Origin of the sequence: Sorangium sp. So ce385, assembly GCF_051474135.1 — a bacterium.
In the GTDB taxonomy this organism is placed as follows: Bacteria; Myxococcota_A; Polyangia; order Polyangiales; family Polyangiaceae; genus Sorangium; species Sorangium cellulosum_D.
Map to the genome: position 1 here is coordinate 13343066 of NZ_CP150337.1, position 26695 is coordinate 13369760.

18 protein-coding genes and 1 pseudogene are annotated in these 26695 nt (G+C 67.1%); 6 read left to right on the top strand and 13 right to left on the bottom strand.

The window, feature by feature from the left end:
• Window position 1: 1 nt before the first annotated feature.
• Window positions 2–1489: a UxaA family hydrolase gene (locus tag WME83_RS48810; protein ID WP_437322131.1), complete on the top strand. Its 1488-nt coding sequence runs from the start codon at window positions 2–4 to the stop codon at window positions 1487–1489.
• A 2-nt stretch (window positions 1490–1491) separates the two neighbouring features.
• On the opposite strand, the gene WME83_RS48815 is transcribed toward WME83_RS48810, so the two are convergent.
• The 4 genes from WME83_RS48815 to WME83_RS48830 form a co-directional block, all read right to left on the bottom strand.
• On the bottom strand, window positions 1492–2757 hold the full coding sequence (locus WME83_RS48815; RefSeq protein WP_437316559.1) for an MFS transporter: 1266 nt from the start codon (window positions 2755–2757) through the stop codon (window positions 1492–1494).
• The gene (locus tag WME83_RS48820) at window positions 2754–3890 is read right to left on the bottom strand and encodes a mannitol dehydrogenase family protein (protein ID WP_437316560.1); all 1137 of its coding nucleotides are present in this window, start codon (window positions 3888–3890) and stop codon (window positions 2754–2756) included. The genes WME83_RS48815 and WME83_RS48820 overlap by 4 nt, the downstream gene beginning before the upstream one ends.
• Window positions 3891–4011: 121 nt before the next feature.
• Window positions 4012–5025 carry a zinc-binding alcohol dehydrogenase family protein gene (locus tag WME83_RS48825; protein WP_437316561.1) on the bottom strand — a complete coding sequence of 338 codons (1014 nt, stop codon included), beginning with the start codon at window positions 5023–5025 and terminating at the stop codon, window positions 4012–4014.
• Window positions 5026–5208: 183 nt separating this feature from the next.
• A complete protein-coding gene (locus WME83_RS48830) occupies window positions 5209–6234 on the bottom strand; it encodes an amidohydrolase family protein (protein WP_437316562.1) in 1026 nt (341 codons plus the stop codon).
• A gap of 366 nt (window positions 6235–6600) precedes the next feature.
• On the opposite strand from WME83_RS48830, the gene galK reads away from it, so the two are divergent.
• On the top strand, window positions 6601–7713 hold the full coding sequence (gene galK, locus WME83_RS48835; protein WP_437316563.1) for a galactokinase: 1113 nt from the start codon (window positions 6601–6603) through the stop codon (window positions 7711–7713).
• A gap of 69 nt (window positions 7714–7782) precedes the next feature.
• Here galK and WME83_RS48840 read toward each other — a convergent pair whose 3' ends face one another.
• The 6 genes from WME83_RS48840 to WME83_RS48865 all read right to left on the bottom strand — a co-directional run bounded on the left by WME83_RS48840 (window position 7783) and on the right by WME83_RS48865 (window position 14545).
• A complete protein-coding gene (locus WME83_RS48840; protein WP_437316564.1) occupies window positions 7783–8775 on the bottom strand; it encodes an NAD-dependent epimerase/dehydratase family protein in 993 nt (330 codons plus the stop codon).
• A 24-nt stretch (window positions 8776–8799) separates the two neighbouring features.
• Entirely contained in the window at window positions 8800–9795 is a 996-nt protein-coding gene (locus WME83_RS48845) for an ABC transporter permease subunit (protein ID WP_437316565.1), read from the bottom strand.
• A gap of 11 nt (window positions 9796–9806) precedes the next feature.
• Window positions 9807–10889, bottom strand: coding sequence for an ABC transporter permease (locus WME83_RS48850; RefSeq protein WP_437316566.1), 1083 nt, complete (start codon window positions 10887–10889; stop codon window positions 9807–9809).
• The gene (locus tag WME83_RS48855) at window positions 10870–12420 is read right to left on the bottom strand and encodes a sugar ABC transporter ATP-binding protein (protein WP_437316567.1); all 1551 of its coding nucleotides are present in this window, start codon (window positions 12418–12420) and stop codon (window positions 10870–10872) included. Before WME83_RS48855 ends, WME83_RS48850 begins: the two co-directional genes overlap by 20 nt.
• A gap of 107 nt (window positions 12421–12527) precedes the next feature.
• Window positions 12528–13556 carry an ABC transporter substrate-binding protein gene (locus tag WME83_RS48860; RefSeq protein ID WP_437316568.1) on the bottom strand — a complete coding sequence of 343 codons (1029 nt, stop codon included), beginning with the start codon at window positions 13554–13556 and terminating at the stop codon, window positions 12528–12530.
• 632 nt (window positions 13557–14188) lie between these two features.
• Window positions 14189–14545, bottom strand: a complete 357-nt coding sequence (locus WME83_RS48865; RefSeq protein WP_437316569.1) for a hypothetical protein — start codon at window positions 14543–14545, stop codon at window positions 14189–14191.
• Between WME83_RS48865 and WME83_RS48870 the strand changes: the two genes are divergently transcribed.
• Entirely contained in the window at window positions 14544–15404 is an 861-nt protein-coding gene (locus WME83_RS48870; protein WP_437316570.1) for an endo-1,4-beta-xylanase, read from the top strand. The two genes, WME83_RS48865 and WME83_RS48870, sit on opposite strands and share 2 nt — an antisense overlap.
• Window positions 15405–15877: 473 nt before the next feature.
• Here WME83_RS48870 and WME83_RS48875 read toward each other — a convergent pair.
• Window positions 15878–16045, bottom strand: a pseudogene (locus WME83_RS48875) (transposase); the annotation flags it as partial.
• A 222-nt stretch (window positions 16046–16267) separates the two neighbouring features.
• On the opposite strand from WME83_RS48875, the gene WME83_RS48880 reads away from it, so the two are divergent.
• From WME83_RS48880 to WME83_RS48890, 3 genes are all read left to right on the top strand, one after another.
• Window positions 16268–17851, top strand: coding sequence for a serine/threonine protein kinase (locus WME83_RS48880; RefSeq protein ID WP_437316571.1), 1584 nt, complete (start codon window positions 16268–16270; stop codon window positions 17849–17851).
• Between the two features lie 344 nt (window positions 17852–18195).
• Window positions 18196–18888, top strand: coding sequence for a PEGA domain-containing protein (locus tag WME83_RS48885; protein ID WP_437316572.1), 693 nt, complete (start codon window positions 18196–18198; stop codon window positions 18886–18888).
• Between the two features lie 2663 nt (window positions 18889–21551).
• Entirely contained in the window at window positions 21552–22556 is a 1005-nt protein-coding gene (locus tag WME83_RS48890; RefSeq protein WP_437316573.1) for an endo-1,4-beta-xylanase, read from the top strand.
• A 98-nt stretch (window positions 22557–22654) separates the two neighbouring features.
• On the opposite strand, the gene WME83_RS48895 is transcribed toward WME83_RS48890, so the two are convergent.
• Window positions 22655–24892, bottom strand: coding sequence for a molybdopterin oxidoreductase family protein (locus WME83_RS48895; RefSeq protein WP_437316574.1), 2238 nt, complete (start codon window positions 24890–24892; stop codon window positions 22655–22657).
• Window positions 24892–26607 (bottom strand): DmsC/YnfH family molybdoenzyme membrane anchor subunit, encoded by a 1716-nt coding sequence (locus WME83_RS48900; RefSeq protein ID WP_437316575.1) that lies wholly within the window; start codon window positions 26605–26607, stop codon window positions 24892–24894. The genes WME83_RS48895 and WME83_RS48900 overlap by 1 nt, the downstream gene beginning before the upstream one ends.
• Window positions 26608–26695: the final 88 nt, after the last annotated feature.

Genomic DNA, 26695 nt, shown 5'->3' on the forward strand with positions numbered 1-26695 from the left:
GATGAGCTTGGCAGCCTCGCTGTTGCGGATCGATCCTCGAGACGATGTGGCCGTCGCCGTGCGCGGCCTGGCCGCGGGCGACCCGGTGGCCGAGGCGATCGCCGCCCGCGCCGACATCCCGGCCGGGCACAAGGTGGCGCTGCGCGCGGTGGCCGCCGGCGCGCCGGTGCGGAAGTACGGCTGGCCGATCGGGCGGGCGACCGTGGACATCCAGCCGGGCGACCACGTGCACACGCACAACCTGGCCACCGCGCTCTCCGGCCTCGACACCTACACCTACGAGCCCACGAGCCCGGAGCCCCTCGCCGCGACCGATGACCGCACCTTCCTGGGGTACCGGCGGAGGAACGGGCGGGTGGGCACCCGCAACGAGATCTGGATCCTGTCGACGGTGGGCTGCGTCGCGCGCACCGCGCAGAAGGTGGCCGCCGAGGCGGACAGACGCTTCAAGGGCCGGGTGGACGGGGTCTACGCCTTGACCCATCCCTTCGGCTGCTCGCAGCTCGGGGGCGACCTCGAGGCCACCCGCCGGATGACCGCGGCCCTGGCCGGCCACCCGAACGCCGGCGGCGCGCTGATCATCGGCCTGGGCTGCGAGAACAACCAGCTCGGCATGCTCCTCGAGAGCGCCCCGCAGCTCGATCGCGAGCGCCTGCGGTCCTTCGACGCCCAGGCGGCCGAGGATGAGCTCGAAGCGGGCCTCGAGGCCGTCGAAGCGCTGGTCCGGGTCGCCGAGCAGGACCGCCGCGAGCCTTGCCCCGTCTCCGACCTGGTGATCGGCCTCAAATGCGGCGGATCGGACGGCTTCTCGGGGCTGACCGCCAACCCGCTGGTGGGCCGCATCGCCGACATGGTCTGCGCCGCCGGCGGCTCGGCCATCCTCACCGAGATCCCGGAGATCTTCGGCGCCGAGCGCCTGCTCATGGCCCGCGCGGAGAGCGAGGTGGTCTATGCGGACGTCGTCGGCGTGGTGAACGACTTCAAGCGCTACTTCATCGCCCACGGCGAGCCGGTGTCGGAGAACCCCTCGCCCGGCAACATCGCCGGCGGCATCACCACGCTGGAGGAGAAGTCTCTCGGCGCCGTGCAGAAGGCCGGCCGCGCCCGGGTGTCCGAGGTGGTCCGCTACGGCGGCCAGATCCGCGGGAAGCCGGGCGTGGCGCTGCTGGAGGCCCCCGGCAACGACGCGGTCTCGTCCACCGCGCTCGCCGCCGCCGGCGCGACCGTGATCCTCTTCACCACCGGCCGGGGCACGCCGCTCGGCTTTCCCGTGCCGACCCTCAAGCTCGCTACCAACTCCAGCCTTGCCCAGCGCAAGCAGCGCTGGATCGACTTCGACGCCGGCCGCGTCGCCTCGGGAGAACCGATGGACGCGGCCGCCGACGGGCTGATGGACCTGGTGCTGGCCACCGCCTCCGGCCGGAAGACCCGCGCCGAGGAGAACGACGAGCGCGAGATCGCGCTCTGGAAGCGGGGCGTCACCCTCTGAGGCTAGGCCGCCTCGCGGCGCTCGCCGTCGAGCCGGAGCGGCTCGATCTTGCCGACGATGACGAGATAGCTGAACGCGCCGAGCAGGCAGAAGCCGCCGGCCACGACGAGCGGGATCGTGAACGAGCCTTTGGTCAGCGAGACCATCGCGCCCGTGAACGTCGTGATGACGATGCCGGCCAGGTTCGACGCGAAGTTCTGGATGCCGCCGATGGAAGCCACGTGGCGCGGCGTGGGCGCGACGTCGCCGGGGAGCGACCAGACGCTGGCGCCGGCGAACGCGAGGCTCGCGTACGAGACGCCGAAGAAGATGAGCATCAGCGTGATGTCGGACGTCAGCGCCGACAGCGTGATCGCCGACGACATCAGCATGCCGCCGACCATGCAGGTCTTGCGCGCGGCGGTGAGGCTGAAGCCGCGGCGATAGAGCGCGTCGGAGACGAAGCCGCCGATCCAGCCGCCCGGGATCGCCATCAGCGCGGGGATCATGCCGAGCGTGCCGAGCGCCTTGAGCGAGAAGCCGCGCGTCTGCACGAGGTAGCTCGGGAACCACGTGATGAAGAAGTAGTTGGTGAAGTTGAGGCAGAAGAAGCCGAGCATCATGCCCCAGAGCGTGCGGTGGCGGAAGAGCGACGCCCACGTCACGCCGCCTGGCGCGTCCTTGGCGGGCGCCGCGTGGACGACGTCGGTCTCACCCGTCATGTCGCCGTGCGCGGGGCCGCGGTAGATGACGACCCACCCGAGGATCCACACCGCGCCGAGCAGGCCCGTGATGATGAAGGCCGCCTTCCATCCGAGCGTGTCGACGATGAGGGCGACGAGGGGGATCGACAGCGCCGAGCCGACGCGCGCGCCGCTGTCGAAGATGCCCGTCGCGAGGGCGCGCTCGCGCGGCTTGAACCACTGGCTCACGAGCTTCGCGCAGGCCGGGTACGCGCCGGCCTCGCCGGCGCCGAGCAAGAGCCGGCAGCCGAACATCCCCGCGACGCTCGACGCGCCGGCCGTCGCCGCGGTGAAGAGCGACCACCAGCCGACGGCGAACGGCAGCGCGCTGCGCGCCCCCACGCGGTCGATGAACCAGCCGAACGGCATCTGCATGAGCGCGTAGGTCCAGAAGAAGCCGCTCATGATGAGCCCCATCTGGGCAGGGCCGATGCCGAGCGCCTTCTCGATCTGGGGCGCCGCGACCGCCAGGTTGGCGCGATCGATGTAGTTGAGGGCGACGGCGAGAAAGCACAGCAAAAGCACGACCCAACGCATCTTCCTCATCTGCATGCCTCCCTGCTCGCGCGGAGCGCCAGGTGCAGCCGGGGCTGCTCGATCGTCAAGCCGAGCTCGCGCGCGAGCTCGACCACGGGGGCGAAGCGCCGCCGCTTCTTCTCGCCGTGGTTCTGCGAGATGTCGGACAGCCGGTGATCGAGGAACGGGTTCTCGAAGCGATCGCGCACCTCGTCAAGGTAGGCGCGCGCGGCGGCGCCCTTGCCGAGCGCGTCGAAGACGGGCACCACCTCGTCGCGCCAGAGCGCCTCGAGGTCGGCGCGCAAGGCCGGATCGCGCATCGCGCTCCGCGTGTTCTCGTCGGCGGGGCGCCCGTCCGTCTGCCAGCGCTCGGCGAGGTAGGTGTGCCCGAGGTTCAAGAGCAGCAGCTTCAGGCGCTCGTAATGGGGCAGGTCGTCCGTCACGACCATCGCCTCATGCCGGCACGGCAGCACCATGCCCTCGCGCCGCTCGATCGCCCAGAGCGCGTAGGGCTCGGCGATCGCGCCGACGGGGCGGATCGGCTCGGAGACGATCCGGTCGACGAGCGAGTTCACCCAGACGCACGTGCGCTCGATGTAGCGCAGGAAGTCGGCGTCGGCGCCCCACCGGCGCGCGATGCCGGCGACGAGCGCGCGCAGCGTGTCGCCGTTGTTCGACACGAGCTCGCAAGGCAGCAGCGTGAGCGGCGCGGCGCTCGCCTCGAAGCGCGCGCGCAGCAGGACGACGAGCTTCGCGGCGAACCCGCGCGGCGCGCGCGCGCCGGGCGCGAGCGACGCCGCCGTGTCCTCGTGGAAACAGGCGTATCCGCTGTCGCTCGTGTTCGAGAGCACGACGCGCGCGTCGCGCGTGAACCGCTCGCGCACGAGCGGCCAGTCGGTGTTCGCGTCGAGCGCCTCCGTGATCGAGCTGCACTCGATCGTCGTATCGACGACCTCATCGCGCCGCAGCCCGCGGATCCGCACGGGATAACGCCCCTTTGCGCGCAGCGCGTCGATGCGCGCGCGGCTGTCGGGGTTCGACGTGGTCTGCACCACGGTGACCGCCCCGAGCGCGTCGCCGGCGCCGAGCGCCTCCGAGACGAAGAGGTCCGCGTGAGCCTGGAGGAACCGGCTCGTACCGAATTGAAGGATCGGATTGCCCATGTCAGCGCTCCGGCCGCTCACGATGAGGGGATGTTTGAAGTCGCAGCTCGCCCTCGAGCAGAGGGCTCTTGGATCGTCGTCGTCCGAAATCCGTTCAGGGGAGGCGCCGCGCCGCGCGCGCTCACGACAGGCCGACCATGATCTTGGCCGTTCGGCCGGGGTGCGCAGCCCAGTCGGCGAGCGCGTCGGGCACGCCTTCGATGGGGATCGATTTCGAAATCAGGATGTTCGCGTCGAACGTGCGCCGCTCGAAGAAGGCGATCACGTCCGAGAACTCGCCCATGCAGTTGCGCGACCCGAGGATGTCGAGCTCCTTCATCACGAACAGCTTGGTCTCGTAGCTCACCGGCTCTTTGCCGTACCCGATGTACACGACGCGACCGCAGAACTTCACCCACTCCACGGCGTCGCGGTACGTCGCGACCGCGCCAACGGCCTCGATCACGACGTCCGGGCCGTCGCCGTTCGTCAGGTCCATGACGCGCTCGCGCGCATCGGCGTTCGACTGCACCGCCTCGCGCGCGCCGAGCGCCCTGGCGAGCGCGAGCTTCTCTTCCTGCGTGTCGAGCGCGATCACGCGCGCGCCGCGGCTCACCGCGCCGGCGATGGCGCCGAGCCCCACGCCGCCGCAGCCCATCACGAGGACGGTCTCCTCGGCCTCGACGCGCCCTCGCGCCGCCGCGTGAAAGCCGACGGAGAACGGCTCGACGAGCGCGAGCTCGGTGAGGCTCAGCTTCCGTGACGTGAACAGCTTCTGGTACGGCACGGCCACGAGCTCGGTGAGCGCGCCGTCGCGCTGGACGCCCATGGTCTTGTTGTTCCGGCAGGCGTTGCGCCGCCCCGCCCAGCACGAGGGACACACGCCGCACGCCGTGTACGGCGTGAACGTGACGTCGGTGCCGACGCGCCAGTCCGCCTCGACGCCGGAGCCGAGCTCCACGATCGTGCCGGCCACCTCGTGACCCAGGACCCGAGGGTACGTGACCATCGGGTTCTTGCCGAGGAACGTGTTCAGGTCGGAGCCGCACAGACCGACCCGCTGCACGCGGACCAACACCTGGTCGTGCGCCGGTCTGGGCTCGCTGATCTCGGTCACCTGTGCGACCGACGGACCGGTGATCGTCAGGGCTTTCATGCTGTCATCACCTCGCGGAGCGACCTCGTTCACTCGCGGCGCTCACGGCGCGCTCCGACGCCGGGCCGCTTCGTTCGGCGAGAAAAGGTACATGGCCGCGTCGAACGGCCGGCGCGGAGCGACGTGGCGTCGCTCTACGACCCGTGGTCGGGGCGACCGCCGCCTCCGCCGTGGCGCCGCTGTTCAGGGCCGGCGCGCATAGAACTTCTGTGCGTTCGTGTACATCACCTTGTCGCGCACTCCCTGACCGAGCTCCTTGAGGTAAACCTCGGCGATCGCGATCTCCGAGGCCAGGCTGCCGCCCATGTCGACCACGGGCCAGTTGCTGCCCCAGATCAGCCGGTCTTCGCCGAAGGCGTTCATCAGCACGTCGAAGTGCGCCTTGTACGCCGCGAGGTCGGTCGGCGCGTTCCAGGGATCGTCCTCGGTCGCGGCCGGGTTGTACATGTCGAAGAACGACGAGAATTTGATGTAGATGTTCGGGTGCTTGGCCAGCCGCTGCATCGCCTCGACCCAGGCCGGATCCGGCGTCGACCCCTTCGCGCCCGCCAGGTGGTCGATGATGATGCGGAGCTTGGGCACCGCGGTCGCGAGCGCCTCGACCTTGTCCTTCGGGTTCAAGGCGCCGCGGCTGATGATGTCGAGCGTCATGCCCTTGGCCGCGAGCTCCTGCAGCGAGGCGATCTGCTTCTCGTCGAGCGTCAGCTTCGGGCTCCAGAGGAATCCGCGAATGCCGACCACGCGCGGGTCGGCGGCGAGGCGCGCCAGATCGGCGCTGAAGGTCGGCGAGCCGATCTCGAGCTGCGCGACGAGGAACTTGAAGAAGCCGTTGCCCTTCATCATGTCGAGGACCTTGAAGTTGTCCTCGACGACGGGGCTGGCCTCGACGACGCCGGTGCCGACGATGCCGTTCTGCATCGCGATGGCCTGGTACTCGTCGGGCAGCACGTCGCGGTAGATCGGCTTCTGCTTGGCTTCCGGCCAAACGACGCCGCCTGGCCGGGTGACCTGGTAGAGATGGATGTGCGTGTCGAGGATCGGGCCGCGCGGCGCCGCCGGCGCGGTGAGCGGGGCCGCCGCTTTGCCGGTGTCGTCCGCGGTCTCCGGCGCCGGGGCGGCGGTCGAGGAGGACGACGCGCACGCCGCGAGCGGCGAGAACGCCGCCATCAGGCACAACCTGGCGACGGTGGTCCTGATGCTCGTGAGCATGCGCAGGTGGAGCCTTTCGGAACCGGCGGCGGACCCGGTCCCGACGGCGATGATGCCGGTATGCATGACGATCCCCTCAGGGCAAAGCAGAAGTACGAGGTCCATATGTTAACGTTAACAATCTGGATGTCAACATCGATTCGTTCGTCCGTGCGACAAGCCTGGGCGGCCCCATGGACCAGGCGATGAGGTGCGCCCACGAGGGGGCGTCAGCACCCCAATGCGGCCGCGTGGGCCTGGAGATCGGCAGATCGCGTAGAATAAGAATGTTCTATCGGCCCGGCGCAGGTCCCGTGGTCGAAGCTTGACGTCTCGGAACCGTTTGGGTTTTCTTCTCCACGTGAACGTGAACACGGGAGCGCCGCGATGACGATGAAGGGGCAAAGCTTCGAGGCCATCTTCGGCCGTCCGGCGAACGTCGTGGCCGAGGCGCCGGGGCGCGTGAACCTGATCGGCGAGCACACCGATTACAGCGGCGGGTACGTGCTGCCGACGGCGATCCCGCAGAAGACGCGTATCGAGATCGCGCCGCGGGGCGACGGGCAAGTCCACGTCGCCACCATGAGCGTGAATCGCGGCGGCCAGCGCTGGTTCCGCGTCGGCGAGGAGTCGCGCGGCGGCCTGTGGCTCGACTACGTGCAGGGCATCACCGCGGTCCTCCGCGGACGGGGGGTGTCGATCTCGGGCTTCGACGCAAGGATAGAGTCGTCGGTGCCGCTCGGCAGCGGCCTGTCGTCGAGCGCCTCGCTGCTCGTGGCGCTCGCCCGCGCCCTGCGGCAGATGCTCGACCTCTCCATCGACGACGTGGAGATCGCCCGCGTCGCGCACGCGGCGGAGCACGACTTCGTGGGCGCGCCGGTCGGGAACATGGATCAGATGGCCGCGAGCCTCGCCGACGAGCACACCGCGCTGTTCATCGACACGAGGACGCTCGCGTTCGAGCGCATCCCGCTGCCCGCCGAGGCCGAGCTGCTCGTCGTGAACTCGGGGGTGGCGCACCAGCACGCGAGCGGCGACTACAAGACGCGGCGCGCGGAGTGCGAGCGCGCCGCGGCGCTGCTCGGGGTGCCGCAGCTCCGGGACGTCGACGCGGCCGCCGAGCGGCGCATCGCGTCGCTGCCGGCGCCGCTCGACCGGCGCGCGCGCCACGTCGTCACCGAGAACGCCCGGGTGCTCGCCGCCGTGGCCGCGCTCCGCGCCGGGGATCTCGGCCGCCTGGGCGAGCTGTTCGACGCGTCGCACCGGTCGATGCGCGACGACTTCGAGGTGTCGGTGCCGGCGGTCGACGCGCTGGTGGAGAGCGCGCGGACGCAGCCGGACGTCTTCGGCGCCCGGCTGACCGGCGGCGGCTTCGGCGGCTCGATCGTGGCCCTGGTGAAGCGCGGCTGCGCGGCGCGGGTGGGGCAGGCGGTCGTGGAGGCCTACGCGCGAACGCCTGGGCGCGAGGCGACGGTGCTGGTGGGAGGGCCCGCCTCGTGACGGCGCGCTACGGCGCCGCGGCCGCCGGCGGGCGCACGGCGCGCAGCCTCGGCGCGGCCGCGGGGCTCGTCAACCGGGATACCAGGTGACCCGCGGGTCTTCGGGCGCGCGCACGTAGTCGAAGGCGGCGTCCGTGAGCCGCGCCAGGTCGTACTGCGGCCGCCAGCCGAGCAGGAACTTCGCCTTGGTGTTGTCCAGCCAGGTCGAGCGGTACGGCGTCTTCACCCGCACGCTCGGCAGGCCCCGCGTGGTCTCCAGGTAACGCGCCAGCTCACCGTAGTCCACCGGCTCATCCATGCAGATGTTGAAGGTCTGCTGGCGCGCCTTCTCGTGGTCGATGGCCTTGAGGATCGCGGCGACCAGATCCTCCACGTGCACGAAGTTGCGCTTCACGGGCTCGCCGTCGGGGTCGAGCATCACGGGGACGGCGCCCGAGCGGACGTAGCGATCCGCCGCCTCGGCCCCGACCAGATCGCGCCACCTCGGCCCGCCGAACACGTCGTCACCGAAGGAGAGCTGCGCCTTGAAGTCGTCCTTCTCCATGATCCACGGCGCGCGCAGGCAGCACCCGTTCATGCCATACTGGATGTAATACTGCTCGAGCATGACCTCCTCGAGCACCTTGGACAGGGCGTAACAACCCGGGTAGGCGCTGTGCTTCTGCGCCTCCGTGACGGGGACCGGGTGCGGGTAAAAGAAGTGACCCATCCCGGCGTCGCCCCCGATGAGGATGAATTGCTCGAACGCGGTGCTGACGCGGCACGCTTCGAGCAGCCAGAACATGCCCTTGATGGCCACGTCCATGATGCTCTCGGGCGTCTCCTTGCAGGTCGCCAGGTGCAGCACGTGGGTCACGCCGTCCACGGCCTCGTCGACCACGGCCCTGTTCTCGATGGACCCGCGCACCACCTCCATGCGCGCCGTCGGCTTCAGCATGCGGTTATGGCACAACGCGCGGACCTTCCATGCCTCGAACCTGGGGTCGGACAGGAACCTGCGGATGAACGCCTGGCCGACCTTGCCCGTCGCCCCGGCGACCAGAATTCGCTTCGTCTCGCCCATTCTATCGCTCCTCGCTCTCCTGCATCATCGATGAGACCGCGCTTCACCACCCCTGGCCGCGGGGGCCGAGCGGATCAGGAGCTGCTGCATGACGATGAAGCCGAGCAGCAGCAGCCCGATGCTGATGTGGTGCCACGGCGACGGCAGCCGCCCATCCAGGTTGATCACCGCCCGCACGATGCCCGTGATCATCACGCCCATCACGGTGCCGACGACGCTGCCGGCACCCCCGGTCAGCAGCGTCCCGCCGATCACCACCGAGGCGATGGCCTCGAGCTCCAGCCCGGCGCCGATGTTCGGCTTTCCGGCGCTGTCGATCAGCGCCGTGGTGACCCCGCCGAGGCCCGCGCACAGACCGCTGAACGCGTACAGGCCCACCGTCGTGGCGCCCAGGGGCACCCCCATGAGCAGCGCAGCCTGCCTGTCCCCGCCGATGGCCAGGACGTTCCGGCCGAAGCGCGTGCTGCGGTGAAGGACCACGCCGATCGCGAGGACGATCAAGAACAGGAGCGCCGTCGCCGGGACCCAGGTCCGGCCGAGGCCCGGGATCGCCACGCTGAAGCCGAGCTCATCGACGATCCAGTCCAGCGCAGGATGATCGACGCCGATGGGCTGCATGCTGACGAGGAACGCCGCGCCGCGCGCGAAGAACATGCCCGCGAGCGTCACCAGGAACGGGGGCAGCGAGAACTCATGGATCAGGTACCCCGTCATCGCGCCGAACGAGACCGCCACCGCGAGGCCGACACAGAACGCGAGCAGCGGATGGCAACCGCCCGTGATCAGCGTGCCCACGACGACCGTCGTCAGCGCGACGACGGACCCGACCGAGAGGTCGATGCCCCCCGACAGGATGACGAACGTCATGCCCACCGCGCAGATGCCCATCGCCGCGTTGCCCTTGATCAGGTCGACAAGGAAGCGCAGGCTGCGCGCCGACTCGTAACCGACCAGCACCCCCGCGTACAGCGCGACCAGGAGGACCGCGGTCGCGACGAGCGGCACATCTCGCCGATCCAAGCTCCGCATCGCTATTGCCCCCGCTTGAGCCCGAGCAGCGCCATGAGCCGCCGGCGCGACTCCTCCGAGACGAGCAGGCAGCTCACCAGCATCACGCCGGCCTTGGGCATCGGCTCGATCTCCGAGGGGACGTGCTGGATGTACATCGTGGTGGAGAGGGTTTGGATGAGCAATGCTCCTATCAGCGTGCCGCCCAGGTAGAAGCGCCCGCCGGTGAGCGCCGTGCCGCCGATCACCGCGGCGAAGATGGCGTCCAGCTCCCGCAGGCGCCCCACGCGATCGGGGTCGGCCGTGGAGATGTACGAGGCGGCCACGAGCCCGGCGATGCCGGCGCACAGGCCGGAGAACCCGTACAGCCAGAGCTTGATGCGGCGGTCGCTCACACCCGCGAGCCGGCTCGCGCGCTCGCTGTCGCCGATCGCCTCCATGAACAGGCCGAGCGCCGTCTTCCGGCAGAGCAGCGCGGCGACGACGAACACGGCGGCGACCAGCAGCATGGAGAACGGCAGGCCGCCGACGTGGCCGTTGCCGATGAACGCGAACGTCGCGTCCACGTGCGTCACGGGCTCGGCGCGGGTGATGAGCATGGCGATGCCGCGGACGCCGACCATGCTGATCAGCGTCACGACGATGGGCTGGATGTTCAGCGACGTGACCAGCGCGCCGTTGAACAGGCCGACGCCGCCGGCGATCGAGAGGGACAGGAGCGCCGCGACGAGCGGCCCGTAGCCGGCGTCCTTCATCAGGATGACGCAGGTGGCGCCGGAGAGCGCCATGACCGAGCCGACCGACAGGTCGATGCCGCGGACGGCGATCACCATGGTCAGGCCGATGGCGAGGAGCATCACCTCCGCGCCCTGGTTGAGCAGGTTGATGGGTGTCCCGTAATACGCCCCGTCGCGCTCGACGATGGAGAAGAAGTTCTTGGACAGGAAGAAATTGAACAGGAGGAGCGCCAGGAGGCCGAGCAAAGGCCAGGCTTCGCGGCGGCCGCGCCTGAGCAGCAGGGCGCCGGCGGCGCCGGTGACGAGGATGATCCCGATGCCCATGGGGCTCGCGTTCGTGCGCGCGGCTTCAGCGATCTTCTCGAGCATCGCGCGGCGCCTCCTTGTGCTGAGCAATGGCCTGAATGATCGACGAAGGGGTCACCGACGCTCCCGCGAGCTCGCCCTGCTGCTTGCGGTCCCTCAGGACGACCACCCTGGAGCAGTTGCGCGCGATCTCCTCGAGCTCCGACGAGATCAAGAGCGTGGCGACCCCCTTCTCGCCGAGCGACCGCACCAGCGCCTCGATCTCCAGCTTGGCGCCGATGTCCACGCCGCGCGTGGGCTCGTCGAGCAGCATGACCCGTGGCTGCATGGCCATCCAGCGCGCGAGCAGCACCTTCTGCTGGTTGCCGCCCGAGAGCAGCTTGACGGGCGTCTCCGGGGACGGCGTCTTGATGCTCAGGGCCTTGATGTAGTGCTGGACCAGCCGGTCCTGCTCGCTGCGCGGGAGCACCCGCAGCGCACCGCGGGAGGCCTGCAAGGCCAGCACGAGGTTCTCTCGCACGGAGAGGTTCGGGACGATGCCCTCCACCTTGCGGTCTTCCGGGCAGTACGCGAGGCCCGCCCGGATCGCGCGCCGCGGCGTCTTGATGTCGATCCCGCGGCCGTCGACCGTGAGCTCGCCGCGATCGGCCGGCTCGATCCCGAAGAGCATCCTGGCGGTCTCGCTCCGGCCCGAGCCGAGCAGCCCCGAGAGCCCCACCACCTCGCCGGGCCGCAGCGCGAGATCGATGGGCCCGACGACCCCGCTCCGCTCGAGGCCGCGCGCGGCGAGCACCGGCTCCGCGGCGCTCGCGTCCTCGCCGGCGCCGGCGGGGCCGCCCCTCGCGGCCTTGTCCTCGTCGCCGAGCTCCACGCCGAGCATCGCCTGGACGAGCGCCAGGTGAGGCAGCGCGCTGCTCGCGTATTGCCCGACCAGGCACCCGTTCCTGAGCACCGTGATCGTGTCGCTGACGGCGTAGACCTGATCCAGGAAGTGGGTCACGAAGAGCACCGCCAGCCCCTGCGCCTTCAGCCGCCGCATCACGTCGAAGAGCCGCTGCGTCTCCGCTTCATCCAGGCTGGAGGTGGGCTCATCGAGGATGAGGAGCCGGGCGTCGACGGCGAGCGCGCGGGCGATCGCGACCATCTGCTGCAGCGCGGTGGAGAGCGACGCCACCGATCGCGACACGTCGAGGTCCAGCGAGAGGCGCGCGAGGGCCTGGCGCGCCTTCGCGCGGACGGCGCGCTGGTCGATGAGGCCGAAGCGCCGAGGCTGCCGGCCCAGCATGATGTTGTCCGCGATGGAGAGGTGCGGGATGAGGCTGATCTCCTGGTGCACCGCGCTGATCCCCAGCGACTCTGCGTGCCGGGGGGAGGTCGGCCGGATCGACGTCCCGTCGAGCCGCAAGGCCCCCGCGTCCGGGGGATACACGCCGGTGAGCAGCTTGATCAGCGTCGACTTGCCGGCCCCGTTCTCCCCCATCAGGGCCTGGATCTCGCCCGCGTGCGCCTCGATGTGGACGTCGTGCAGCGCGCGGACGCCGGGGAAGGATTTGCAGAGGCCCTCGACGGAGAGCAACGCTTTCGAACCAGGCATGCGGCTGCTACTCCGTGGGTGAGGGCCGCTCGATCAGAGGGCTCACGTGCGTGGGGGTGCTCGCGCCGCCGCGTCAGCGCGCCGGCGCCGGCTCCTCTTCCGTAGGTTCAGTAGGCCCGCGAGCCGATGGTCGCCGCCGCCTGCTCGCGCTCGAAGACCTGGCCAGGGACGACGGTGCGCTTCGGCACCGCCTCGCCGCGCACGATCTTCTCGATGGTGTCGAAGAGCAGGGGGCCGTGCAGGGGGTTGCACTCGACCGTCGCGTTCAGCTTCCCCTCCACCATGGCCTCGAAGGCCGGCTTCACGGCGTCGACCGAGACCACCACGATGTCCTGCCCGGGCTTCAACCCCGCCGCCTGGATCGCCTGGATCGCGCCGAGCGCCATGTCGTCGTTGTGGGCGTAGACGGCGTTGATCTCCCCCTTGTGGGCCGAGAGCAGCGTTTCCATCACGGCTTTGCCCTTGGTGCGCGTGAAGTCGCCGCTCTGGCTCGCGATGATCTTCATGTCCGGATGCTTCGCGATGGCCTCGGCGAAGCCGGATTTGCGCATCACCGCCACGTCCGCCGCCGGCGTGCCGACGAGCTCGATGATGCGCGCCTTGCCGTTCGTCTGCTTCGCGAGCCACTCGCCCGCCTGGCGCCCCTCCCAGACGAAGTCCGCGACCATCACCGTCGCGTACAGATCTTCTTCGGCGTCCACGCCCCGGCTCGTGAGCACCACCGGGATCCCGGCGCGCTTGGCCTCCTTCAGCGTCGGCTTCCAGCCCACGGACTCTTGCGGCGCGATGACGATGACGTCGACGCCCTTGGTGATGAACCCGTTGACGGCGTTGACCTGGTTGTTGTGCACGTTCTGGCCGTCGGCGAAGAGGAGCTGCACGCCGCGCTTCTCCGCTTCCTCCTGGATCGACTTGCTGTGCGCGACCCTCCACGAGCTCTCGGCGCCCGTCTGCGAGAAGCCGACCACGATCTCGGACAGCTTCTTCGGCTTCTTTCCCGCGGGCTCGGTGCCCGATGCCGGTTTCGGCGCGGCGCCGTCGGCCTCGCTCTCCCCGCGGGAGCAGCCGGCGCCGATGGATAGTGCGCCCAAGATGGCCAGGAGCGCCCTCCGTGACACGTGGTTCTGGCGGTGCATGCTCTTCTCCCTCTCCTGCTGTCCCTTCGGACGCGGTTCGATGGCCGGCCCAGCGCGGGCGCCGATGCATCGCTGTCGATGCAGCCCTCGGGGCCGAAGGGCCCGGGCGCACACGAGTCTACCCAGCGCGAAGCGAAAGGATACCAGGAACCGTTGTGAACGTTAACATGGCCGATGTCAACCAAAATGGATCGGCCGCGCCGAGGGCGCCGCGCTCGCCGGCGTCATGCTCGGCGCCGCCGCGCTCGGGGTGACCCGCTGACCCGCGCCGCTCTCGCACCGCTCTAACGCGCCCCCCGAGCAGCCCCCTCGTGACGCGCCGCTCCGGAGGAGCCCCGCCAGCCGTCGGTGTTCGAGACCACTGACTAAGTAAATAGTGTTGACTTAGTCTTTGTGATCGTTAACATCTCAAATCGTCCTTAAGGCTTGCTCAGCAGGGCCGTTATGCGAACCGGGAATTTTCTGGATCGGTCGCGGCGTCGACTCCGTTCGTTTGGCCGCCGCCGACGCGCGACACCTCGCTCGCCGACGCAGCGGTCAGGCCCTACCCGCGCCGGGCACACGAGCGCTGGTGCGATTGGCACGCGCACTGGCACCGTTCCAATCCGACTGCCCTGAAAATACTGCGCGTATCAAAAACTTACCCAATCACTGAAGGGGAAGTCCAACGTGAACAAGAACCGCTCTTCTCGATGGCTTTGCAACTCGGCCTGGATCGCGCTCGGAATCGCGGCGCTCGCTGCCTGCGGTGATGGAGGCGATGGGGGTGGCGACGGCGGCGGCGGCGGCGCGGGGGCGGCGGGCAGCACCGGCACCACCACCAGCGCCAGCACGACCTCCAGCGCGAGCACGACAGGCGCGAGCACGACCAGCGCGAGCACGACCAGCGCGAGCACGACCAGCGCCGGCACCGGCGGGTCGAACGAGGGCGGCGGCGGTTCGGACGCCTCGAGCACCACCTCCACCGGGACGGGCGTCCCCGAGCCCATGGGGAAGTTCGTCGGCAACATCACGACCAACGGCAACGTGCGCGACGGCTTCGCCAAGTACTGGAACCAGATCACGCCCGAGAACGAGGGCAAGTGGGGCTCCGTCGAGAGGTCCCGCGGGAACAGGGACTGGAGCGCGCTCGACAGGATCTACAAGTACGCCCAGGACAACAACATCATCTTCAAGCACCACGTCTTCGTGTGGGGCGCCCAGCAGCCCGACTGGGTGGGTCGCCTCTCCGGGGGGGAGCAGCAGGCGGCCGTGCGGGACTGGATGAAGGCGTTCTGTGAGCGCTACCCCAAGACGAAGTACATCGACGTCGTCAACGAGCCGCCGCCCCACACCACGCCCTCGTACAAGAACGGCATCGGCGGCGACGGCGCCAGCGGCTGGGACTGGATCGTGAACTCCTTCAAGTGGGCGCGCGAGTTCTGCCCGAACGCGGTCCTGATCCTCAACGACTACAACAACATCGAATACGAGAACGACCACAACAACTTCATGCGGATCGCGCGGGCCGTCATCGGCGCCGGCGCCCCGGTCGACGCGCTCGGCGCGCAGGCCCACGACGCGTACAAGATCAACACCAACACGGTGAAGGGCTACATCGACAAGATGGCCTCTCTGGGCAAGCCCGTGTACATCACCGAGTACGACATCGGCATCGCGGACGACAACCAGCAGAAGCGGGTGATGGAGGAGCAGTTCACGATGTTCTGGAATCACCCCTCGGTCCCGGGCATCACCCTGTGGGGCTACATCGTCGGCGCCACCTGGAGGGACAACACCGGCCTCCAGCACCCGGACGGCAGGCTGCGTCCGGCCATGCAGTGGCTGATGGACTTCCTGGATCGGTGACTGACCCTGCGGGTCGCGGAGTGCGTATTCCGACGGACGTGACAACTCGTTCCGGAGCAACGCGACGGCCCAGTCCGGCGTGACGTGGACCGGAGCGTAGCGACGAGCGCGGTCAGGTCTTCGTCTCGGTCCAGCCGCTTCACGTCGCGGCGCAGCCGCTGCAGTTCCTCACACTCCGGCGTCGTCAGCGCCCCAACGGGCCGTGGCTGTCAGAGCCCGGCCTCATGGACCACGACCCGATCGGCAGAACGGATCACGACTGGAGCGGTCAAGAATTCCCGCCCGGACCTCGTGCCTGCCCTTCCACCGCGCGGCGCGCAGCTCACGTTAAGGGCCCGAATCTGTTAGGATTTCCGCGGAGCGGACCCTTGACGTGAGCGAGCACCGCGTCCCGCTCCTCGCGGGGTCCGAGCGGGGCTTGCCTGCGATCCACTTGGCCGGTCCGGGCGCGATCCGATGGGGCGGTCCGTGACACCGTGGCCCGCGTCGATGTCCGCGCGCTTGCCCCAGTCGCCCAGCGCCGTCTCCGTCAGGTCGAGGTCCTTCGCCACCCGGCTGATGCTCTGGTCGCCCGCCTTAGCCAGCCGTGCCGCCTCCGCCTTCAACTCGGGCGTGAACGCCCGCCTCTTTCTCCGTCCCATCCCTGTCTCCCGGTGCCTTCGGGGGTGTCCACGGAAGAGGAGGAGGGACCGACCAACCGCAGGCCTCCAGTGACACTCACAAATACTGCACTCTGGCAAGTCAGGAAGATCCTTACTAACTGACAGATCATCGCAGGCTGGACAGAGCGCCATCCGTGCTCCGTGAGTCCGATATGCTTCGTACACTTGACCTCGCCGGGCCGTTGGGACCTCATGGCGTCCATGAACGACGGCTCTGTTCGGCCTGGCGACATCGTGGCGGGCAAGTACCGCGTCGAGCGCGTCCTCGGTGCAGGGAACATGGGGGTGGTCGTTGCGGCGACACACGTGGACCTCGGTCAACTCGTCGCGCTCAAGCTTATGCTGCCCGGCAGGGCGGCCGGCCCGGAGCAACGCCAACGGTTCCTGCGCGAGGCGCGCGCAGCCGCGCGCCTCAGGAGCCAACACGTCGCCCGAGTGCTCGACGTCGGCGCTAATGAGAACGCTGCGCCGTACATCGCCATGGAATTTCTAGAAGGCCAGGATCTCGCCGCCTTACTCCATGCGCGAGGACAGCTCCCCTTCGCGGAGGCAATCGAGTACATCCTCCAGACCTGCGAGGCGGTAGGTGAGGCGCATGCCGCGAGGGTCGTACATCGCGACTTGAAGCCAGCGAACCTCTTCCTGACGAAGGACGTGAGCGGATCGTCCTGTATCAAAGTGCTGGATTTCGGCGTCTCGAAGCTCATCGGCGATCTGACCCTCACGGCTGATTCACAGGCACTCGGCTCGCCGCTCTATATGTCGCCCGAGCAGATGAACTCGTCGAGAGACGTCGACACGCGTAGCGATATTTGGGCACTCGGCATCATCTTGTACCAGCTCGTTGCCGGGCGGACACCGTTCGATGCCGATACTATGCAGGGACTCTGCTCGCGCGTCTTCTTCGGGCAGCCGACGCCGTTGTGCGAGTTCCGCAAAGACGCACCGCCTGGATTCGAGGCAGTGATCCTGAAGTGCCTCGAGCGAGATCGAGATCAACGATGGCGCAATGTCGCTGAGCTGGCAGCTGCGCTTGCTCCCTACGCGAGTGGGCTAGCGCGCATCTATGCCGAACGCGTATCGCGCGTTCTCACCGTTAAAGCGACGCCTACGGCTTCGGCCCCAGAGCTGCCGGTCACCGTACCGACCACAGTTGGAGTGTCGTCTACCGTTCCAGGTTACGCCGTGCAACCCACCGAAGCCGGTGATGATTCTCCAACTGGAATGAACCAAGGCACACCGCCCGTCACTGCGACGTCAAGCACACCCGGAGCAAACAGCGACGTATCTACTGCCCTCTCAGCCACGCGGAGAACCTCGGCCTCGTCGAGGCAACAGCGCGCGAACTCACGTAGCCGAGCTCCATTTGTCCTGATCGGCATCCTCATCGCACTCGGCATACCCGTGGTCGTTCTCGTTCTGTTCGTTGTGATAAGCCACCGGGACGAATCCGCGCGATCGGTCGCGGCGGAGGCTCGTCGCGCGAAGACAATGGCGGAAGCGCTTCGAGCGAAGACGTCAGCCTTGTCGGCCACCGAACCGCTCGCGGAGCCCGCCGTTGTTACACCGCCTTCAGTAAGCTCATCCGCTAGTACGCCCCCCATAGAGGCCCCCTCCGTGCAGGCCTCTGCTGCTCGTGTGGGGAGACCCCCGCGACACACAGGTCCTAAATCCGGTGGATCCAGGGCAAGCTCAGCTCAGTCGCCGTCCACTTCCTCGCTGAATGAGCATTCAGAAACGACACCGAGCATTTCTAAGGGCAAACTTGACGTCAACATCAAGTAGCGCGAGCGGCGTGTAGAGGACCCATGGGATATAGACATCGGCTCATGTATGGTGTTGCTTCCTGTACGCTCGCAACGTTCCTGTCAGCCTCGTATGCGCGTGCCCAATATGAGGATGAAGAGGAGCCAGTTTATACGACTCCGAAAGCGTCGAAGCCAAGAACGTTATCTGAGTCTCTGACAGGAGTAGCGAAGGACGAATATGACGCTGGAAAGACATTGTACTTAGATAACGATTATGCCGGTGCGCTCATTAAATTTCGTCGCGCCTATGAGCTGTCCAAAGACCCCCGCCTGCTCTGGAACATGGCGGTTTGTGAAAAAAATCTACGACGATACACGCGTGTGCTCTCACACCTGCGCGAACTCGTGAATGATCCTTCACCTCTACTTACCGCGCAGGACAGGAAGGACGCCACTGATCTCGCAGAGACGGCTCAGGCTTTCGTGAGCGCGCTCAAGATTACATCAAACGAGGATGGCGCATCTGTCGTTATCGATGAGGAAAACGTTGGTGTGACACCACTCGCAAAGCCTGTACTGCTCGACGTTGGTCTTCGCAGAATTCGCGTTTCGAAACCGGGGTTTAAAGAGCGCGTGCACACCTTGGAGGTTGCAGGTGGAAGCGATGTTGTGTTCAATGTAAATCTCGAGAAAGAGATACATGAAGGTCGGTTGTTGATCAACGCAGGATCAGGAGACTCGATCCTAATTGATGGCAAGATCGCAGGGGTGGGCCGGTGGGAGGGGAAGCTACCAAGTGGCGGTCACTCACTCCAGGTCACTAGGCCCGACATGGTCCCATATCAATCCGAGATCTTGATCCAAGACGACAAGCTCCGAACCGTTAACGTGACCCTGCACCCCGTTCCGTTCTCCATTGCCCGATCAACGTGGCTCTGGATTGGTGGGGGCGCCATCGTGACTGCGGGGGCAGTAGTCGGCGCAATATTACTCTTTCGGCCGGAGCAGGAGCCGGCTGTACAAGGAACACTGCCACCCGGGACGGTTCAGCTCTCGTTCGGGGGGCGACGATGAGCGCGGCTCCCCATGTTAGCATGTCTAGTCGTGCCATCTGCAGCTAACGGAGTTAATCTGCTGCATCGTTCGTAAACAAGTTATTGTGTTGACTGCTGATGCTGGCTAGTTCGACGGAGGCAATCTCTCTACATGTGCTCATCGCCTTCTCGTCGAGGGTGAAAATGAATGCGGCGTATCGCTCTGTGTTGATGTTCGTCGTGCTCTCAGCGTCTGCCGTGATGGCGAACTGCCTCGTGCCGTCGCGCGGCGAATTGATGATCGTGGTGCAGACGGACATGTCGTTGCCCAAGGACATCGACGCGATTCGGGTTGAGGTCCTGATTTACGGTGTCCCCAAGTATGCGCAGGACTTCGAAGGTTTGGGCGATTCGGCGGCGGCGATCAAGCTACCTGCGACACTCGGCCTGCTCGCCCCGAAGGACTCCTCCGAGCCGGTTACAATCCGCGTGAGCGCCAGACGAGGCGGCAAAGATGGTGATGTGCGCGTACTTCGCGAGGTGGTCACCACCGTCCCGGCGGACCGCATCGCGATGCTTCCCATACCTCTTCAGTTCCTCTGTGACGGGTCGGGTCAGGTAAAGAACAGCCGTGTCGAGACGACCTGTGAGGATCCAACGCTCACCTGCATAGCCGGCACTTGTCGCCCTCGCAACGTGGATTCGTCGTTGCTGCCTAGCTATGCCCCCCCGCTGATCTTCGGCGGCGGCAGCAGCAAAGAAAACGGCTCATGTTTCGATGTAGAAGCGTGCTTCGCGAGCTCGGAGCGTGCCGATGTGGACCTTGAATCTTGTACGGTCAATCGAGGTGGAGAGAGCGTCAACGTGGCGATCAGGACCGAAGCTGACGGTATCTGCGGGACTATGGGCTGCTTTGTTCCGTTAGATGCAGATAGAACGGTGGGGTGGACATCAGAACCTGGTGGCGGAATCTCGCTGCCGCCCGCGGTGTGCACCCAGCTCATGTCAGGCAAGCTGCTCGATGTAGTCACGGCGCCTGTCAAGGAGGTTTGTCCCCAGAAGAGCTCCTCCCTGCCGCCCTGCGGTCCGTGGTCTTGGGGTTCTAGAAGCTCGGCGGCGTCGACCTCTACGTCAGAGAGCGCTACATCGAGCTCTACAGTGGGCGCCGGCGGCTCCGAAGCGGTGGGCGGATCAGGTGCGACTACAGGGATCGGTGCGACAGGGGAAGGTGGCGGCACAGGAGGCGGTGGAAGTGTGCCGTCCTATGGGCAGTGCACTAAAGGATGCTCCACTGAATCAGATTGTTGTTCGCCCGGTCAGAGCAACTGCCCTTCGGCTGCCTATCCGACGAACTTCGGGTGCTACAACGGAGCATGCACTCCACCTCAGTGTAGTGAAGACGGCGATTGTGTAGGCAGTTCGTTTGACAGACGCTGCATGCCCATCAAAGGGTGGCGGCAGTGTGCAACGTGGTGCCTATCCAGCGACGGGTGCCCTGAAGGAATGGAATGTGGTGGCGTCAACGATGTTGGTGATATGTACTGCATGGTACAGTCGTCCTGTCGTAGTAATGCAGATTGCGGTGGATTTGGTCAATGTGTAAGTGGCGACTGTGTGTGCCAGGATAGCTCCGATTGTGTCGATCCATCCGCCACCGTGTGTGTTCGCTAGGAGTATACGTGCTATAGCACATGTTATATACTGCCGGCCGAAACGGCCGGACTCTCGCTCGGAGGGGGAATGATGAGTGCAATAATCCGTACTGCATTCTTGCGGTTCGCGGTTCTCGCGGCAGCGATGGCGACGTCGGACTGTTCCGTGCCATCGCGCGGCGAGCTGATGATCGTGGTGCAGACGGACATGTCGTTGCCCAAGGACATCGATGCGATTCGGGTTGAGGTCCTGATTTACGGTGTCCCCAAGTATGCGCAGGACTTCGAAGGTTTGGGCGATTCGGCGGCGGCGATCAAGCTACCTGCGACACTCGGCCTGCTCGCCCCGAAGGATTCCTCCGAGCCGGTTACAATCCGCGTGAGCGCCAGACGAGGCGGCAAAGATGGTGATGTGCGCGTACTTCGCGAGGTGGTCACCACCGTCCCGGCGGACCGCATCGCGATGCTTCCCATACCTCTTCAGTTCCTCTGTGACGGGTCGGGTCAGGTAAAGAACAGCCGTGTCGAGACGACCTGTGAGGATCCAACGCTCACCTGCATAGCCGGCACTTGTCGCCCTCGCAACGTGAATTCGTCGTTGCTGCCTAGCTATGCCCCCCCGCTGATCTTCGGCGGCGGCAGCAGCAAAGAAAACGGCTCATGTTTCGATGTAGAAGCGTGCTTCGCGAGCTCGGAGCGTGCCGATGTGGACCTTGAGTCTTGTACGATCGATCGAGGCGGAGAGAGCGTCAACGTGGCGATCAGGACCGAAGCTGACGGTATCTGCGGGAGTATGGGCTGCTTTGTTCCGTTAGATGCAGATAGAACGGTGGGGTGGACATCAGAACCTGACGGCGGAATCTCGCTGCCGCCCGCGGTGTGCACCCAGCTCATGTCAGGCAAGCTGCTCGATGTAGTCACGGCGCCTGTCAAGGAGGGTTGCCCCCAGAAGAATTCCTCCCTGCCGCCCTGCGGTCCGTGGTCTTGGGGTTCTAGTCCGGCTTCAACACAATCTTCAGCCGGTGGGGGCGCCGGCATGACTGGCGCCGGCATGACTGGCGCCGGCGGAGCTGGCACTGGCAGCGACGGCTCCGCTACAGGCGGCTCCGGAGAGCCTGGAACGAGCAGCTCCGGGGCTGCCGGTTCAGACGCCTCGAGCAGCACCTCCACCGGAACGGGCGTCCCCGAGCCCACGGGGAAGTTCGTCGGCAACACCACGACCAACGGCGCCGTACGCGACGGCTTCGCGAAGTACTGGAGCCAGATCACGCCCGAGAACGAGGGCAAGTGGGGCTCCGTCGAGAGGTCCCGCGGGAACAGGGACTGGAGCGCGCTCGACAGGATCTACAAGTACGCCCAGGACAACAACATCATCTTCAAGCACCACGTCTTCGTGTGGGGCGCCCAGCAGCCCGACTGGGTGGGTCGCCTCTCCGGGGGGGAGCAGCAGGCGGCCGTGCGGGACTGGATGAAGGCGTTCTGTGAGCGCTACCCCAAGACGAAGTACATCGACGTCGTCAACGAGCCGCCGCCCCACACCACGCCCTCGTACAAGAACGGCATCGGCGGCGACGGCGCCAGCGGCTGGGACTGGATCGTGAACTCCTTCAAGTGGGCGCGCGAGTTCTGCCCGAACGCGGTCCTGATCCTCAACGACTACAACAACATCGAATACGAGAACGACCACAACAACTTCATGCGGATCGCGCGGGCCGTCATCGGCGCCGGCGCCCCGGTCGACGCGCTCGGCGCGCAGGCCCACGACGCGTACAAGATCAACACCAACACGGTGAAGGGCTACATCGACAAGATGGCCTCTCTGGGCAAGCCCGTGTACATCACCGAGTACGACATCGGCATCGCGGACGACAACCAGCAGAAGCGGGTGATGGAGGAGCAGTTCACGATGTTCTGGAATCACCCCTCGGTCCCGGGCATCACCCTGTGGGGCTACATCGTCGGCGCCACCTGGAGGGACAACACCGGCCTCCAGCACCCGGACGGCAGGCTGCGTCCGGCCATGCAGTGGCTGATGGACTTCCTGGATCGCGGTTGACACCGCGCTGATCCGATCTCGCGTCGGGGGCGCCTCGGCAGGCCGCCCCGCGCGACGAGCTCCCCCCCACGGGAGCCGGGTAGATCCACGAGACCCCTCTACCCGCGATCCTCCTCGCGACGCACCTTCACCGCGCACGCCTTGTACGACGGCTGCCTCGAGTACTGGTCGAACGCCGGGAACGTCAGCTTGTTCGTGATCTCGTAGTGCATCGGGATGAAGATCTCCCCCGGCTGCACCGAGTTCGTGACGAACGCCCGCGCCTTGATCTCCGCGCGGCGCGACGCGATGACCACCCACTCGTTCATCTCGACGCCGAGCTTCTTCGCGTCGACCGGGCTCACCTCGGCGTAGATCTCCTTCGGATAGAGCCGCTGCAGCACCGCCGACTTCTTGGTCCGCGTCTGCGTGTGCCACTGGCTGGAGCTCCCTCGCCCGGTGAGCAGCGTGAACGGATACTGCTCGTCGGTCGGCTCGGGCAGCTGGCGCGGCGCCTGGAACGCGAACTTCGCCCTCTGGTCCGGCCGGTAGAACGCGCCGTCCTCGAACAGCCGCCGCTCGTTCGATTCGAACGACGCCCCCTCGGGGTACGGCCACTGGATGCCGCCCCGCTCGTCGATCATCGCGTAGTCCTCGATCCCCGTGATGTCGCACGGCTGCCCCTTCGAGAGCCGCTTCAGGATCTGGAAGACCGCCTCCGGGCTCTTCCACTCCTTGAACAGATCGCCGCAGCCCCAGTACTGCGCGACGAGCTGGAAGATGTGGAAGTCGGCCAGCGCCTGCCCCGGCGCCCGCGCGACCTTCTTCACGAGGCCGATGCGCCGCTCCGAGTTGATGAACGTGCCCTCCTTCTCGGCCCACGAGGCCGCCGGCAGCACGAGGTGCGCGCGCTCCGCCGTCTCGGTCGTGGCGTACATGTCCTGCACCACGAGGAACTCCAGGCGGCCGAGGAGCTCGTGCAGATCCTCCTGGTTGATCCACGAGTGGGCCGGGTTCGTCGCGATGATCCAGAGGCCCTTGATCTTCCCCTTCAGGATGCCTTCGATGATCTGATCGTACGCCAGGCTGTTCCGGGTCGGGATGACCTCCTCCGGGACGCCGAGGATCCCGGCGATCTTCTTCCGGTGCTCCTCCTTCGTGAAGTCGTGGCCGGCGAACAGGGCCGTCGTGTTGCTGAACATCCGCGAGCCCATCGCGTTGCACTGGCCCGTGATGGAGTTCGCCCCGGTCCCGGGCCGCCCGATGTTCCCCGTCATCAGCGCGAGGTTGATGAGCGCCTGCGCGACCCGCACCCCCTCGTGGCTCTGGTTGACGCCCATGGTCCACCAGAACGACACCCGCTTCCCGCTGTGGATCGTCTCCGCGAACGTCGCGAGCTGCTCCTCGCCGATCCCCGTCGCCGCGGCGACCCGCGCCGGCGTGAACTCCTCGACGTGCGCCTTGAACTGCTCGAACTCGACCGTGTGCGCGTCGATGAACTCCCTGTCGATCCACCCGCGCTGGATGAGGATGTGCGCGATGCCGTAGAACAGCGTCAGATCCGACTTCGGCTTCAGCGCATAGTGCGCCGTCGCCGCCATCGCCGTCTCGGTCTTGCGCGGATCCACGACGAGGATCGCCGGACGGTTCTTGTTCTTGCACAGCCGCTCCCACATGATCGGGTGGGCGATGCAGAGGTTCGAGCCGACGAGCACCACGACGTCGGACTCCTCGAAGTCGCGGTACGTGTAGGGCGGCGCGTCGAACCCGAACGACTCCTTGTAGGCGACCACCGCCGTCGCCATGCACTGCCGGGTGTTGCCGTCCCCGTGCAGCATGCCCATCCCGAACTTCGCCAGCGCCCCGAGGAAGGCCATCTCCTCGGTGACGATCTGCCCCGTGCTGATGAAGGCGACCGACTCCTTGCCGTGCGCGTCCTGGATCGCCTTGAACCGGTCGACGAACGTGCGCAGCGCGACGTCCCACTCCACCCGCTCCAGCTTCCCGCGGGCGTTCCTGAGGAGCGGTGCGGTGGCGCGGTCGCTCGCCCGGAGCGGCGTGAGCGCCTCCCAGCCCTTCGGGCACGCCATCCCGAGGTTGACCGGATAGTCGGTGTTCGGAGAGAGGTTGATCGCCTCGCCGTCCTTGAGGTGGACGTTCAGCCCGCACCCGGTCGAGCAGAAGCCGCACACGACCGTGGTCGTCTGATCGGGCTTCAGCCGCGCGGGCACCCGCCCGAGGCCGAACTCGCCGGGGGTGAGCAGGAGCTCGCGCGTGAGCGGCCCGTTGCGCTGGAGGAGCAGGTTGTCCGCCTTCTTGGGCTCCGCTTCCGTCTTCTTGGCGTCGGGGGTGGTCATCAGGAGAGCCCTCCAGGCATCTTGGACGCGGGCGCGGCGGCGAAGAAGAGGTACCGCTCGAGGAACTCGCCCGCGAGGCAGAACAGGAACGCCACGACCGCCATGGCCATCAGGACCTCGGAGCTGACGCCGCTGTTCGGCGCCGAGAAGAGGCTGAGCGCCGGCAGGACGATGCCGCCGAGCGCGCCGCAGGCGAACCGCCAGCCCGTCGCGCCCTTCAGCTCCCCCGCCATCAGGATCGCGCTCCGCTTGAGCGTCGAGTGGCTCCGCTTCCGGAGGTGCCGGAACATCGAGAGCTCCACGAGCAGCTTGAGCCCCATCGCCACGCACAGGAACCCGCTCAGCGCGCGGAAGCCGCCGGTCAGGAGCAGCGCCGCGTGCTCGTCGCTGAGGAGCAGCGCCACCATCAGGACCGTCGAGCTCCCGAGCACGGCCGCCGTGCTCGCGAACTTGAAGCCCGTGAGGCCGCCGCTCCAGTGGTCTCGCTGGGTCGCCGCGTAGACCATCACCGAGCAGAACACGCCGAGCATCCCGCTCAGCGCGACCGCGTAGGACAGCGGCGTCTGCAGCTGGCCGAGCGGCGAGAGCGGCGCGAGCGCCGGGATCGAGGGCACCCAGAACGAGGCGGCGTAGGCCGTCCCGGCGCCGGCGAAGAGCGAGAAGCCGAGGATCTCGCGGCTGAGCCACGACGTCTTGAGCCCGAGGAACGCCCGGAACGCGAACTGCGGGCGGCCCAGGTGGAGGAGGCTCGCGCCCAGCGCGGCGAGCCCGAAGACGAGCGCGAAGGTGGCGCTGTGGCCGCCGAAGCCCCGCGTCGCCTGCGCGCCGAGGAGCTCGTTCAGGGCGAGGCTCACGCAGAACGCGCCGACCGAGAGCTGCGTGAGCACGAGCATCGCGACGAGCGGAGGGTGGGAGTGCTCCCGGCTCACCTGGTAGAAGTCCGCGGGGAGCATGTTGCGCGGGAGCGACTTCTTCGTCTTGTAGCTGGTCGTCGGGATCGTGATCTCCGGCGCCGCCGCCCCCGGCAAAAAGACGTTGGTCTGGCTCTCCTGCACGGCCTGCGCCTGATCGACCACCGTGATGCGGATGGCGCCGTTCGGGCACGACTGCACGCACGCCGGGGCCTCGTCGTTGGCCAGCCGGTCGCTGCACATGTCGCACTTGCGCACGATCCCCCGCTCCGCGTTGAACTTCGGAGCGTCGTAGGGGCACATCAGGATGCAGTACTGGCAGCCGATGCACTGATCATCGAGGTGCTTGACGATGCCGGTGACCGGGTCCTTCTCGTAGGCCTTGACCGGACACCCCGACATGCACGCCGGGTCCAGGCAGTGGTGGCACGCCGTGGTCACGCTCTGCTGCGCCGGCGTCTGGGGCGTGCCGCCGTGGAGGAGCCCGACCGAGCGCCACACCTCGTCCTCGTCGAGGCCGTTCAGGCTGTGGCAGGCGGTGACGCACGCCTTGCACGCGGTGCAGGCGTCCAGATCGACCTCGAAGGCGTACTGCTGCCCGGGCTTCGGCTTCTCGAACGGGATGAGGTCGCGGTAATACTTGGACTGGGCCGGGAGCGCGTGCTCCTCGTGCAGCTTGGAGAACCGCTCGACCGCCGTGAGCTTCTGCTGGTCGGCGAGGAGCGCCTGGAGCAGGTTCTTGTTGCTGTCCTGGATCTTCGGCGGCGAGTTGACGATGGGCAAACGAAAGTGAGTGTCCGACACCTTTGCAACGCTCATCGAGATTCCCTGTCTACCCGGCGCGGAAACCCAGCCCGGAGAGCTCCAAGAGGCACAAAGAAAGCAGCGACGC

What these genes read in the sequence shown, in the direction of transcription:
- galK (WP_437316563.1), top strand. Translation starts at nt 6,601, where the DNA reads ATGACGATGAAGGGGCAAAGCTTCGAGGCCATCTTCGGCCGTCCGGCG.
- WME83_RS48895 (WP_437316574.1), bottom strand. Translation starts at nt 24,892, where the DNA reads ATGACCACCCCCGACGCCAAGAAGACGGAAGCGGAGCCCAAGAAGGCG.
- WME83_RS48825 (WP_437316561.1), bottom strand. Translation starts at nt 5,025, where the DNA reads ATGAAAGCCCTGACGATCACCGGTCCGTCGGTCGCACAGGTGACCGAG.
- WME83_RS48850 (WP_437316566.1), bottom strand. Translation starts at nt 10,889, where the DNA reads ATGCTCGAGAAGATCGCTGAAGCCGCGCGCACGAACGCGAGCCCCATG.
- WME83_RS48870 (WP_437316570.1), top strand. Translation starts at nt 14,544, where the DNA reads ATGGGGAAGTTCGTCGGCAACATCACGACCAACGGCAACGTGCGCGAC.
- WME83_RS48880 (WP_437316571.1), top strand. Translation starts at nt 16,268, where the DNA reads ATGAACGACGGCTCTGTTCGGCCTGGCGACATCGTGGCGGGCAAGTAC.
- WME83_RS48890 (WP_437316573.1), top strand. Translation starts at nt 21,552, where the DNA reads ATGACTGGCGCCGGCGGAGCTGGCACTGGCAGCGACGGCTCCGCTACA.
- WME83_RS48810 (WP_437322131.1), top strand. Translation starts at nt 2, where the DNA reads ATGAGCTTGGCAGCCTCGCTGTTGCGGATCGATCCTCGAGACGATGTG.
- WME83_RS48855 (WP_437316567.1), bottom strand. Translation starts at nt 12,420, where the DNA reads ATGCCTGGTTCGAAAGCGTTGCTCTCCGTCGAGGGCCTCTGCAAATCC.
- WME83_RS48830 (WP_437316562.1), bottom strand. Translation starts at nt 6,234, where the DNA reads ATGCTCACGAGCATCAGGACCACCGTCGCCAGGTTGTGCCTGATGGCG.
- WME83_RS48840 (WP_437316564.1), bottom strand. Translation starts at nt 8,775, where the DNA reads ATGGGCGAGACGAAGCGAATTCTGGTCGCCGGGGCGACGGGCAAGGTC.
- WME83_RS48820 (WP_437316560.1), bottom strand. Translation starts at nt 3,890, where the DNA reads ATGGGCAATCCGATCCTTCAATTCGGTACGAGCCGGTTCCTCCAGGCT.
- WME83_RS48815 (WP_437316559.1), bottom strand. Translation starts at nt 2,757, where the DNA reads ATGAGGAAGATGCGTTGGGTCGTGCTTTTGCTGTGCTTTCTCGCCGTC.
- WME83_RS48860 (WP_437316568.1), bottom strand. Translation starts at nt 13,556, where the DNA reads ATGCACCGCCAGAACCACGTGTCACGGAGGGCGCTCCTGGCCATCTTG.
- WME83_RS48865 (WP_437316569.1), bottom strand. Translation starts at nt 14,545, where the DNA reads ATGGGCTCGGGGACGCCCGTCCCGGTGGAGGTGGTGCTCGAGGCGTCC.